A 12,300-nucleotide genomic window follows, 5' to 3' on the forward strand; every position below is an offset into this window, starting at 1 on the left:
GCGGCATCTATCAGATGAGTCGATCGTGATCACGCCGAAATGAGGGGCTGGAACAGCACATATCTCAAATTGGATTGTGACTTGAACCACATCGGCGTATCAGCACAGTGGTTGACTCGCAACAAGTGCGGCTCTTTTTGACACCTTCGCCGCGGAAAGCCGGGCATGGCGCGAGGCCGCTCAGGGTGGTGCAAGCCCCGGATCAGGGGGGGTCCGGAAGGCCTCCGTTGGCGCGCTCGTGGCCTGCGCGACACCCAGCATCGACGAGAGCGAGCCCGTCAGCACAGACAGGCGCAGCAGTGCCTGCCTCTGCCGCCAGGAGGCATCGACCTGCCGCTGCTCCGCGGAAAAGCGCCGGTCGCGCTGGTCGATCAGCTGCAGCAGGCTGCGGCGACCGGCCTGGTACTGCAGATCACTCGCACGCACCGTGGCTTCGAGATGGGTCAGCTGCCGCTCCACCGCCGGCAGCGCCTGCGCGCTTTGCAGCATCTGCTGGCGCACCACGCCCAGCTCTCCCCGGACGGCCTGCTCGCTGCGCCAGGCCTGGCTTTCCGCGGCCTCGGCCCGGGCCCGGGCTTCTTCCCGGCGGGCCGTGCCGCCGCCGCCCAGCGGGACCTCGTAGCTCACGGTCAGCGTCCAGCCGCGGCGGCTCTGGGTCGATTCGACCGGTGCGGTGCGATCGGACAGGGTCTTGCTGAGCGTCAGGTCGGCCTTCGGCAGGTATTCAGATGCGATCAGCGGGACGCGGGCGCGCGCCGCCTCGCGGCGGGCGGCGGCGGCCTGTGCGCTGGCGTTGCCGCGCAATGCCAGCGCCCACCAGTCCTCCAGCGGCGCCTCAGGCGCCAGTGCCAGCGCAGATGGCCAGGGCGTGGCGCCTGGCGGCATGATTTCGGCACGCAGGGCGCCCGCCTGGCCCGTGAGCACGCCCAGCTGTGCCTGGGCCGCCAGCAGGTCGGCCTGGCTGCTGGCCACGGACAACTGGGCATCGATGAGCGACGACTGCGCCAGATCGCCGTCGGACGACGGGGACTTGCCCGCCGCCACCTGACGACCGACGCGCTCGACCAGATCGGCCAGTTCCGCGTGGCGTCGTTGGGCGGCCTGCAGCAGAGCCTGCTGGCGCTGCAGCTCGATGTACGCCTTGGCCAAGCGCTCGCAGGCGTCTTCCAGCGCCTGCCGGGCATCGGCCTGCACGGCCTGCAGCTCCAGCATGGCCGCGTCCAGCTGCGTCTTGTCGGCGCCGCCGTTGTACAGGTTCCAGCGCACGAAGCCCTCGGTGCTGCGCAGGTGGCGATCGACCGGCGTGCCGCCTTCCTCGGTGACGCGCCGGCCCTGTTCGTACTGCACACCGGCCGAAGGAAAGAAGCGCGAGCGCAGCTGGTCGACCTGGGCCTGCGCGGCGCGCACCGCCGCGCGGGCACTCTGGAGGTCACCATCGCGCTGCAGCGCAAGTTGCAATGCGTCAGCAAAACGCAGCGGCGGCGTGGCGTCCTGGTGCGTCGCCAACGCGGTGGCGGCCATCGTCGGGGGCGTGGCGGCGCCCGCCGCTGCCGAGAACAGCGCCGCGCTGACGGCGGCCAGCAGCGTCAACGCCCAGGGCGTCAGCACACGCACGGTTTCGCCGGAGGGCCGGCGCGAGCGCCTGGTGGCGTGGATGGTGGTGTGCATCACCGCTCCTGCATCGCCGAGTGAAGGGTCTTGAGCACCGGCTTGAGCAGGTACTGCATGACGGTGCGCTGACCGGTCAGGATGCTGGCGTCGACCGGCATGCCGGGGCCGATGGCCAGCCGGCGGCCGTCGTGCTCCAGGTAGTCGCGCTCGGTGCGCAGCTGCACTTCGAAGTAGGGTTGCTTGTCCTGCTCGTCCACCAGCGCATCGGCACCGACACGTTGCACCGTGGCCGTCAGGCTGCCGTAGATCGAGGAGTCGAACGAGGTGACCCGCACTTGGGCCTCCTGGCCCGGATGGAGGAAGCCGATGTCGGCCGGCTTCACGCGCGCGGTGATGGTGAGCGTCGGGTCGCTCGGCACGATTTCCAGGATGGGCGCACCGGGGGCGGCCACGCCGCCCACGGTGTGCAGCAACACGCGGTTGACCACGCCGTCCAGGGGCGAGACGAGCACCCGCCGCGCCAGCTTGTCCTCGCGGCCACGCACGGTGGCCTGCATGGCCTGCAGCTTGCCCTCGATGTCGGTGCGCTGCGCGCCCCACTGGGCCCGCGCACGCGCCACCAGTTCCGACTGCTGGGCACGCGCCTCGGCCAGCCCGGCCTGCAGCCGCGGCAGCGAATCGCGCAGCGCCTTCAACTCGCCCTGTTGTTGCAGGAAGCGCTGGCGGGCCGACAGCAGGTCGGCCTTGGCACCCGCCCCTTCGGCCACCAGCCGCTCCTCGATCTGCAGCGATTCCTGGCTGGCCGCAACGAGCGTCTCCAGCACCGGGATGCGGTTCTGCGCCTCGGCGAGTTCCCCGGCACGGCGCCGCACGCCCTCGGCGGCAGCGGCCACACCGGCCTCGGCCTCGCTGCGGGCGGCCAGCCACAGCCGGCGCTCTTCGCGCACCAGCTCGGGCGCCTCGGCTTCGAGCGCGCCGAACTGCGGTTCCCGCCCGTCCAGCAGCGCCTGCACGCGGATGCGCGACGACTGCAGCGCGCGCAGCGACTCCCGGCTTTCACCGACTTCCACCTCGGCCTGCACCTCGTCCAGTTCCACCAGCGGCTGGCCGCGTTGCACGCGGTCGCCCGCCTGCACCTTGAGCGAGCGGATGATGCCGCCCTCCAGGCTTTGCACTTCCTGCAGCCGGCTGGGTGCCAGCACCGTGCCGCGGGCATTGACCGCCACATCCACATGGGCCCAGGTGGCCCAGGCCAGGGCCACCACCACCAGCAGGGTCAGCACCGCCACCAGGGCCAGTACCAGCCGGCGCGGGCCGGCGTCCAGGTCCACCATCGTCGGGGTCGCTGCCATCACGCCACCTTCACAGGTCGTTGCGCTTGCGCGGCCTCGGGGGCCGTGGCCTGTGACAGCGCCCTCAGCACCTCGTCACGCGGGCCGTCGGCCACCACGCGGCCGCGATCCAGCACCACCAGGCGGTCGACCAGCGGCAGCATGGCCATGCGGTGGGTGACCAGCAGCACGGTGGTGTCCTCCAACGCACGCAGCTCGCGGATCAGGCGCTGCTCGGTGGCCGGGTCCATCATGCTGCTGGGCTCGTCCATCAGCAGCACAGGCGGGGCAGCCAGCAGCGCACGGGCGATGGCCACCGCCTGGCGCTGGCCGCCGGACAGCAGCTCACCGCGCTCGCCCACCGGCGTGGCCAGGCCGGCCGGCAGCTGGGACAGCGTTTCTTCCAGGCAGGCGCGCCGCACGGCCGCCAGCACGGCCGCATCGCCGCCTTCGGTGCGGCCGAGTTCGATGTTCTCGCGGATGCTGCCGTGGAACAGCGTCACGTCCTGCGGCACGTAGCCGATCTGCCGGCGCAGACTCTGCGGGTCGAGCTGGGTGGTGGCCAGGTCGTCCAGCAGCACGGTGCCGGCCGAGGGCGCATACAGGTTGAGCAGCAGCCGCAGCAGCGTGCTCTTGCCCGACCCCAGCTTGCCGATGAACCCCACCCGCTCACCGGGGCGGATGCGCAGATTGAAGCCGTCCAGCAGCGGCGGCCGGTGCGGGTAGGCGAAGGACACCTCCCGGAACTCGATGCGGCCGGTCAGCGGCGGCGCCTGCAGCGCCGATTGCTCGTCGTCGGTCGGCGCGTTCATCACCTGCTCCAGCGCCTGCATGGACAGCCGCGTCTGCTGCCAGCGCAGCACCAGCGAGGCGATCTGCGAGGCCGGGGCCATCGCGCGGCCCGCCAGCATGGTCACGCCGATCAGCTGGCCGGTGGTGAGCGCCTGTTCGCCGATGAGCACGGCACCGATGGCCACCAGCAGCACATTGCTGAGGGTGAGCATCGAGGCGCCGCTGTAGCCACCGAAAGCGACGAGCTCACGGGTGTGGAAGCTGTGCTGCGAGATGGCCAGCGTCAACTGCTCCCAGCGGCGGCGGCTCCAGGTGCTGGCGCCCAGGGCCTTGATGGTGTCCAGGCCGTTCATGCTCTCGAACAGGTGGGCGGTGCGCTGGGCGCTTTGCTGCGACGAGGCCGACACGCTGCGCATCATGGGCCGCTGCATCAGCCAGGCCGACAGCAGCATCAGCGGGATGGTGATCAGCGGCACCACCACCAGCCAGCCGCCGATGATGGCCACCATGGCCAGGAACAGCAGCATGAAAGGCAGGTCGCCCAGCAGCGCCAGCGTGCCGGAGGCGAAGAACTCGCGCACCGACTCGAAGTCGCGCACCACGTTGGCCAGCACGCCGCCTGAAGCCGGCCGCCCAGCGGCCCGCAGCCGCAGGCAGCGGGCGAAGATGGCGGACGAGAGCGTGACGTCGATGCGCCGGGCGGCCGTTTCGATCAGCGCCCCGCGCAGCACCTTGAGCGCCAGCTCGAAGCCCAGCAGCAGCACGGCCGCCACCGTCAGCACCGTCAGGCTGGACAGCGCGTTGTTGGGCACCACGCGGTCGTACACGGCCATGGTGTAGAACGGGATCAGCGCGCCCACCAGGTTGAGCGCCACCGTGCCCACCAGGGCCCAGCCGAAGATGCCGCGGTTGCGGCCGAAAACGTCCCAGAACCAGCGGCTGGCCTGGGGCAGCGTGTAAAGCAGGCTGCGCTGGTCCATGTGCAGTGCAGCACGGGCGGCCTGCCAGCGGGCGCCCGGGCACTCGGCCGCCACGTCCTGGGCAGACATCCAGCGGGTGCCGGCAATGCCCGGCTGATGCACCTCGAAGCGTTCGCCGTCGCGCGACAGTGCCACCAGCGCGGCGCCGCCCTCGCCCAGCACCAGCGCCGGCAGCATGGTGGCGCGCACATCGCCGGCGGGCAGCGGCGAGAGCATCAGCCCGGCACGCGCACACCACTCGGGCAGCCGGTCGGCCGGTGCGGCCTCACCTGCGCCTTCGGACAACAGCGCCTCGCGCTCCACCGGGCGGCCATAAAAGCGCGCAAGAAACAGGACAGCGTCCAGCAGCCGGTGGTCGGCTGGGGGCGGGGCAAGCGAAATCTCAGTGCTCATGGGCCACGCGATTGAAGAGGGTGGGAAGGCCCGCCGGACGGATGGGTGCGACCACCCCGGCCATCAGCAGGCAAAGCCGCAGATTCTTCGGATCAAATGGCTGAATTGATAGTGCCGGAGCGTGGGGGTGGGCATCGCGTCGTGCGATCCGCCGCAATCACGCGTCGCGGCGCGTCCACGAAAAGTGACAGATTTGGCTTTTCTGGCCTCAGCCCGCTGCCCGAGCCGCGCCCCTCAGTCCCAGCTGGGCAGCACCGTGTGGCGCAACGGCGCACGGGCGTCCTCAAAGCCGGGCAGTGCCTCCCGCACCACCTGCCAGAACGCCTGCGAGTGGTTCATCTCGATCAGGTGGGCCAGCTCATGCACCACCACGTAGTCGATGGTCGACTCGGAAAAATGGATCAGCCGCCAGTTCAGGCGGATGGCGCCGCTGGCGCTGGCCGAACCCCACCGGGTGGCGGCCGAGCTGAGCGACAGCCGCCGCACCGTCACGCCCATGGCGGGCGCGTAATGCTGGCAGCGGGCTTCGAACACGCGCCGGGCCTGGCGCTGCAGCCAGGCCTGCACCGCATCACGTACCTGGGCCGGTGCGGCGGTGGCGGGCAGGCCCACCCGCAGACCCGCTGGCTGGCCGCTGCCCGGCTCGGGCGGCACGAACTGCGCGCCGGTGACCGAGGTGTCGAGCTTCACGCGCACCGGCTGGCCGAGGAACGGAAACTCCGCGCCATCGCCCCACACCACCCGCGCGGCCAGTTGCTGGTGCGCCCGCTCGCGCTGCTCCTGCAGCTTGCGCAGCACCCAGGCGCCCTTGCTGCGCAAGGCGTCTTCCACGTCGGCCAGGCGCACCCAGCGCGGCGCGCTGACCGCCAGGCCCTCGGCGCCCACCACGAAGCCGATGCTGCGCCTGCGGGCGCGCCGCAGCAGATAGGCCACGCGGTGGCCGTCGAGCAACAGCTCGTGCGTGGCCTGCGGGTGGCGGAAGCCGGCCGCGGCTTCCCGCGGCGCTTCGTCGGGCGCGGGCTCGGCGGCACCGGCGCGGTCGAACAGCGCCAGCTGCTGCGCCGCGGCCGCGCCGGCCGGGTTCATCGTGCGCCGCTCCGGTAGGCCTCGGGGTCCAGGCGCTGCATCTCGGCCTCGATCCAGGCTTCCACCTCGCGCATCAGCTCATCGGGCTCGCGGCCCTGCGAAGGGATCGGCGTGCCGATCGAGATGTCGATGACGCCGGGCCGCAGCACGAAGCTCTTGCGCGGCCAGCAGCGGGCGGAGGTGACGGCGATGGGCACCACCGGCGCGCCGGTGGTCACGGCCAGGCGGGTGGCGCCGCTCTTGTACTGCCCCCGCTGGCCGCGGGCGATGCGGGTGCCCTCGGGGAACATGATCACCCAGATGCCGCGCGACAGCAGCTCACGGCCCTGCTCGGCCACCTTGGCCCAGGCCTGGGTGCGCTTGCTGCGGTCGATGTGGATCATGTCCAGCCGCGCCATCGACCAGCCGAAGAACGGGATGTACAGCAGCTCGCGCTTGAACACGTAAGCCAGCGGATGCGACATCAGCGTGGGAAACGCAAACGTCTCCCAGGTGGACTGGTGCTTGGGGCACAGGATCAGCGGCGCCAGCTTGTCGGCACCGGTGGGCAGGCGTTCCATGCCCTGCACCCGGTACTGCACGCCGCAGATCACCCGCGCGCCGGCGATGGCCAGCCGCAGGAAGGAGATGCAGATCCAGTACACCGGCGCGCCGCGCACGAAGATGGACGTGGTCATCGCCACGATGGCGATGGGGATGACGGTGATGACCATCCACAGGAAGAACAGCGCGGAACGCAGGACAGCAAGCATCAGGCAAGGCCCATCGGGCCGGAGTCGAGGTCGAGGCCGTCACCGCTGCCGCGCAGCAGGTGGTCGGCGAGGGCGGCCAGGTCGGCATGCACCTGGGTGTCGGGGGCCACGGCCAGCCACTCGGCCAGCGAGGCGTCGTCCAGCGCGGCGGCGCGGCCCGAGCGCACCAGGTGCGGCCGGCAGCCGGCGGCGTGTGCCGCTTCCAGATCGCGCGGGTTGTCGCACACCATCGGCACTTCAGCCAGCGAGGTGCCGTAGCGCTGGCCGATCTGCTTCATCAGCCCGGGCAGCGGCTTGCGGCAGTCGCACTGGTCTTCGGGCACATGGGGGCAGAAGAACACCGCGTCGATGCGGCCGCCGTGCTGGCCCAGCAGCTTCATCATGTGGGCGTGCACCGCGTTCAGCGAGGCCATGTCGATCATGCCGCGGCCGATGCCCGACTGGTTGGTGGCCACCACCGCATGCCAGCCGGCATGGTTGAGGCGGGCCACCGCGTCCAGCGCGCCCGGGATGGGCGCCCACTCTTCCGGCGCCTTGACGTGGTCGTCCCGGAAGCGGTTGAGGATGCCGTCGCGGCCGAGGATGATGAGCTTGGGCGGTGTCATGGCGCGCAGTATCAGGACACCCGGTGGTGCCCGACAACCACAATCGCGCCCGCCGTCATTGCGCCAGCTTGGCCAGGTCGGCCACGCGGTTCATCGCCGCATGCAGGCCGGCCAGCAGCGCCAGCCGGTTGGCGCGCAGTGCGGCGTCTTCGGCATTGACCATCACGCCGTCGAAGAAGGCGTCCACCGGCGCCTTGAGCGCGGCCAGCGCCCGCAGCGAGCCGGCGTAGTCCTGCTGCTCGAACAGACGGTCGGACTGGGGCTGCACCTCGGCCAGCGCGGCCGCCAGCTGCTGTTCGGCCGGCTCCTTCAGCAGATCGGGGCTGACGGTCGTGGGCAGCGCACCCTCGACCTTCTTCAGGATGTTGCCCACGCGCTTGTTGGCAGCGGCCAACGAAGCGGCCTCGGGCAGCGTGGCGAAAGCGCGCACCGCCTCCAGCCGGCGCGGCACGTCGCCCAGCCGGGCGGGGTTCAGCGCCAGCACCGCGTCCACCTCCTGGGCGCTGTAGCCCTGGTCGCGCAGGCTCACCGCCAGGCGGTCGGCGAAAAAGCCCAGCAGCGCGGGGGTGGGGTCGGTGATCAGCTCGCCGAAAGCAGGCACCACCGCCTTCAGCAGCTCGGGCAGGTCCAGCGGCAGGTTCTTCTCGACCAGGATGCGGATCACGCCCAGCGCATGGCGGCGCAGCGCGAAGGGGTCCTTGTCGCCGGTGGGCAGCTGGCCGATGCCGAACAGGCCCACCAGGGTCTCCAGCTTGTCGGCCAGCGCCACCACGGTGCCGGTGTGGTTGCGCGGCAGCGCGTCGCCGGCAAAGCGCGGTTTGTAGTGGTCCTCGATGGCGATGGCGACGCCGTCGCGCAGGCCTTCATGGCGGGCGTAGTAGCCGCCCATGATGCCCTGCAGCTCGGGGAACTCGCCCACCATGTCGGTCAGCAGGTCGGTCTTGGCCAGCAGCGCGGCCTGGTCGGCCTTGTGGGCCAGCATCTGCAGCTCGTCGTGCGACTGCACCGAGGCCGGCTGGTGGTCGCCCAGCTGGTGGACGATGGCGCGGGCGATGAAGCGCACACGCTCGGTGCGCTCACCCTGGGTGCCCAGCTTGCCGTGGTACACCACCTTGCCCAGGCCCTCGACGCGGCTGGCAAGGGTCTTTTTGCGGTCCTGGTCGAAGAAGAACTTGGCGTCGGCCAGGCGCGGGCGCACCACGCGTTCGTTGCCCTGGATCACCGCGCTGGCGTCGTCGGGGCGGATGTTGCTGACGACCAGGAAGCGGTCGGTCAGCTTGCCCTGCGCGTCCAGCAGCGGGAAGTACTTCTGGTTGGCCTTCATCGTCAGGATGAGGCACTCCTGCGGCACGGCCAGAAACTCAGGCTCGAAGCGGCACACCAGCACGTTGGGCCGCTCCACCAGCGCGGTCACTTCGTCCAGCAGCGCCTCGTCGTCGATCGGCGTCAGGCCTTCGCGGCCGGCGGCTTCCTGCAGCTGGCGCAGCAGCTCGGCGCGGCGGGCATCGAAGCTGGCGATCACCGCGCCGTCGCGCAGCAGCGCTTCGGCATAGGCGTCGGCATGCGGCAGTTCGATCACCGGCAGCGCGGCCTCGAAGCGGTGGCCACGGGTGCTGCGGCCGGCCTGCAGGCCCAGCGTGGCCAGCGGCACCACGTCGGCGCCGTGCAGCGCCACCAGGCCGTGGGCCGGGCGCACGAATTTCACGTTCTGCCAGCCGTCGGCCAGCTGGTAGGTCATCACCTTGGGGATGGGCAGCTTGGCCAGCGCTTCGTCAAAGGCCTTCTGCAGGCCTTCGGCCAGCGGCGCGCCGGGCACCACGGTGTCCAGGAACAGGGCCTCGGCCTTGCCGTCCGGGCGGCGCTGCAGGCGCGGCACGGCGGAGGCATCGGCCCCCACCGCGGCCAGCTTCTTCAGCAGCGCGGGCGTGGGCTGGCCGTCGGCGGTCAGGGCCACGGCCACCGGCATCAGCTTCTGCTGCACCGGCTTGTCGGCCGCGCGGGCGGCCACGCCGGTGATGTGCACCGCCAGGCGGCGCGGCGAGGCGTAAGGCGTCACCACCGCGTCGGCGGTGGCCAGGCCCTGGTTGCGCAGCGATTGCGCCAGCGTGCCGGCAAAGCTGTCGCCCAGCTTCTTCAGCGCCTTGGGCGGCAGCTCCTCGACAAACAGCTCCACCAGCAGGTTGTTCACGTCGGCGCTCATCACGCGGCCTTCTTTTGTGCTTGTTGTTCGATCTGCGCGATGACCTCGTCGGCCCATTCGCGCGGCGCCATCGGGAAGCCCAGGCGGGCCCGGCTGGCCAGGTAGCTGGCGGCCACCGCCCGCGCCAGGTTGCGGATGCGGCCGATGTAGGCCGCCCGCTCCGTGACGCTGATGGCGCCGCGGGCGTCCAGCAGGTTGAAGGTGTGCGCGGCCTTGAGCACCTGCTCATAGGCCGGCAGCGCCAGCTGCTGCGTCATCAGGTGCTGGGCATTGCCCTCGTGCGCCCCAAACGCCTGCAGCAAAAAGTCGACGTTGCTGTGCTCGAAGTTGTAGGTGCTCTGCTCCACCTCGTTCTGGTGGAACACGTCGCCATAGCTGATGCCGGGCGCGTACACCAGGTCGTACACGTTCTCCACGCCCTGCAGGTACATGGCCAGGCGTTCCAGGCCGTAGGTGATCTCGCCGGTGATGGGCCGGCAGTCGATGCCGCCCACCTGCTGGAAGTAGGTGAACTGCGTCACTTCCATGCCGTTGAGCCACACCTCCCAGCCCAGACCCCAGGCGCCCAGCGTGGGGTTCTCCCAGTCGTCCTCGACGAAGCGCACGTCGTTTTTCTTCAGGTCGAAGCCCAGCGCTTCCAGGCTGCCCAGGTACAGCTCCAGGATGTTGGCCGGCGCCGGCTTGAGCACCACCTGGTACTGGTAGTAGTGTTGCAGGCGGTTGGGGTTCTGGCCGTAGCGGCCGTCCTTGGGGCGGCGGCTGGGCTGCACGTAGGCGGCCTTCCACGGCTCGGGGCCCAGCGCGCGCAGGAAGGTGGCGGTGTGACTGGTGCCGGCGCCCACCTCCATGTCGTAGGGCTGCAGCAGCGCACAGCCCTGGGCGTCCCAATAGCTTTGCAGGCGAAGGATGATCTGCTGGAACGTCAGCGTCGTCATGAGGGGTGCTCGGTGCGCGGAAAACCCGCGAGTTTATGAGGATGCTGCCGGGCGGCGCCCGACGGCGGCGGCAACGGCCATCGCCGCCACCACGGCCAGCGCGATCAGCAGCGGTGGCCAGAGGCCGAAGCGCGAGGCCCAGCGCACGAAGGGCGTGAGGCCTTCGCGGCCCTGCACCTGCCCCGCCAGCGTGCCGCGGGTGAAGGGCGCCAGCTGCGCCTGCACCACGCCGCGGTGGTCGATGATGGCGGTGGCGCCGGTGTTGGTAGACCGCAGCATCGGCCGCTGCAACTCGAGCGTGCGCATGCGCGAGATGTGCAGGTGCTGCGCGATGGCGATGGTGTCGCCGAACCAGCCGATGTTGCTGACGTTGGCGAACACGGTGGGCGCCGCGCCCTCCCCGGCCGCGAAGCGGCGGGCCAGTTCTTCGCCGAACAGGTCTTCGTAGCAGATGTTGGGCGCCACCCGCTCGCCGCGCACACCGAACGAAGGTGCCACCAGCGGGCCGCGGTTGAAGTCGCCGAGCGGGATGTTCATCATCTCGGTGAACCAGCGAAAACCGGTGGGGATGAACTCTCCGAAGGGCACCAGGTGGTGCTTGTCGTAGCGGTAGAAGCGCTGCTCGCTGGCGCCCGATTCGGCCGACAGGCCGGCCACCGAATTGGTGTAACCGTCCTCGAAGCTGCCCAGCGGCAGGCCGACCAGCGCCGCGCGGCGGGTGCCTTCGGCCGTGAACGGCAGCGTGAAGGCCTGCCAGGCCTCGGGGCCCAGCTGCGCGGGCAGCAGCGGAATCGCGGTTTCGGGCGCGATCACCAGATCGCCCGGCGCGGCCTGCAGCGCCTGCGCCAGCCATTCCAGCGCCTCGGGCATCTTGTCGGCCGCGAATTTGTCGTCCTGCGCCACGTTGGTCTGGATCAGCGTGACCGCCAGCTGACCGCTGGGCCGGCTGAAATCGCGCCCGGCCAGCGGGGACAGCAGCAAGACGAGCACCACCGCCGCCCCTGCGCCGCCACGCACCGCCGCGGGGCCGCGCACGCCAGCGGGCGCCAGCGCCGAAGCCGCCAGCGATGCCAGCACCGCCGCCACCGCGCCGATGCCGTACACGCCGATCCACGGCGCCAGCCCGGCCAGCGGCCCGTCCACCTGCGCATACCCGGTGGCCAGCCACGGGAAACCGGTGAACAGCACGCCGCGCGCCAGTTCGGCCAGCAGCCACAGCGCGGCCAACAGCAGTGCATCGGGCAGCGGCCGGCCGCGGCGCAGGCGGGCGAACACACCCAGCGCCAGCGCCAGGTACAGCGACAGCCCGCCCGACAGCGCCAGCACGGCCGCCACCGCCAGCGCCGCCGGCAGGCCGCCGTACACATGCAGGCTGATGTAGATCCACCAGGTGCCGGCCGCCAGCCAGCCGGTGCCGAAGCCCCAGCCCGCCAGCGCGGCCCGGCCGGGCGACAGCCGCTGCGCGGCGCCGGCCAGCAACGCCAGCAGCAGCAGGCTGGCCCACCAGGCGCCGGTGTGCACGAAGGGCAGGCTGAACAAGGCCCCGCCGGCGGCGGCGACCAGCCACAGGCCGGCGCCGGCCGCTGCCGGCGCCCTGGAAGACAGGCGGCTCACG

9 protein-coding genes are annotated in these 12,300 nt (G+C 71.1%); all 9 read right to left on the minus strand.

Features of this window, described 5'->3' with window-relative positions:
- Window positions 1-180: 180 nt before the first annotated feature.
- The 9 genes from MW290_RS29180 to lnt all read right to left on the minus strand — a co-directional run bounded on the left by MW290_RS29180 (window position 181) and on the right by lnt (window position 12,299).
- Window positions 181-1,668 carry a TolC family protein gene (locus MW290_RS29180; protein ID WP_250197849.1) on the minus strand — a complete coding sequence of 496 codons (1,488 nt, stop codon included), beginning with the start codon at window positions 1,666-1,668 and terminating at the stop codon, window positions 181-183.
- Window positions 1,668-2,963: an HlyD family type I secretion periplasmic adaptor subunit gene (locus tag MW290_RS29185; protein ID WP_250197850.1), complete on the minus strand. Its 1,296-nt coding sequence runs from the start codon at window positions 2,961-2,963 to the stop codon at window positions 1,668-1,670. Before MW290_RS29185 ends, MW290_RS29180 begins: the two co-directional genes overlap by 1 nt.
- Window positions 2,963-5,107, minus strand: a complete 2,145-nt coding sequence (locus MW290_RS29190; RefSeq protein WP_250197851.1) for a type I secretion system permease/ATPase — start codon at window positions 5,105-5,107, stop codon at window positions 2,963-2,965. Before MW290_RS29190 ends, MW290_RS29185 begins: the two co-directional genes overlap by 1 nt.
- Window positions 5,108-5,341: 234 nt before the next feature.
- The gene (locus tag MW290_RS29195; protein ID WP_250197852.1) at window positions 5,342-6,193 is read right to left on the minus strand and encodes a M48 family metallopeptidase; all 852 of its coding nucleotides are present in this window, start codon (window positions 6,191-6,193) and stop codon (window positions 5,342-5,344) included.
- Window positions 6,190-6,945, minus strand: coding sequence for a lysophospholipid acyltransferase family protein (locus tag MW290_RS29200; protein ID WP_250197853.1), 756 nt, complete (start codon window positions 6,943-6,945; stop codon window positions 6,190-6,192). The genes MW290_RS29195 and MW290_RS29200 overlap by 4 nt, the downstream gene beginning before the upstream one ends.
- Entirely contained in the window at window positions 6,945-7,550 is a 606-nt protein-coding gene (gmhB, locus tag MW290_RS29205) for a D-glycero-beta-D-manno-heptose 1,7-bisphosphate 7-phosphatase (RefSeq protein WP_250197854.1), read from the minus strand. The genes MW290_RS29200 and gmhB overlap by 1 nt, the downstream gene beginning before the upstream one ends.
- A gap of 55 nt (window positions 7,551-7,605) precedes the next feature.
- Complete coding sequence (glyS, locus tag MW290_RS29210; RefSeq protein WP_250197855.1) at window positions 7,606-9,750, minus strand: glycine--tRNA ligase subunit beta; 2,145 nt, start codon at window positions 9,748-9,750, stop codon at window positions 7,606-7,608.
- Window positions 9,750-10,685, minus strand: a complete 936-nt coding sequence (gene glyQ, locus MW290_RS29215; protein WP_250197856.1) for a glycine--tRNA ligase subunit alpha — start codon at window positions 10,683-10,685, stop codon at window positions 9,750-9,752. The genes glyS and glyQ overlap by 1 nt, the downstream gene beginning before the upstream one ends.
- A 33-nt stretch (window positions 10,686-10,718) precedes the next feature.
- Window positions 10,719-12,299 carry an apolipoprotein N-acyltransferase gene (lnt, locus tag MW290_RS29220; RefSeq protein WP_250197857.1) on the minus strand — a complete coding sequence of 527 codons (1,581 nt, stop codon included), beginning with the start codon at window positions 12,297-12,299 and terminating at the stop codon, window positions 10,719-10,721.
- Window position 12,300 lies beyond the last annotated feature (1 nt).

It is taken from the genome of Aquincola tertiaricarbonis (assembly GCF_023573145.1).
Lineage (GTDB): Bacteria > Pseudomonadota > Gammaproteobacteria > Burkholderiales > Burkholderiaceae_C > Aquincola > Aquincola tertiaricarbonis_B.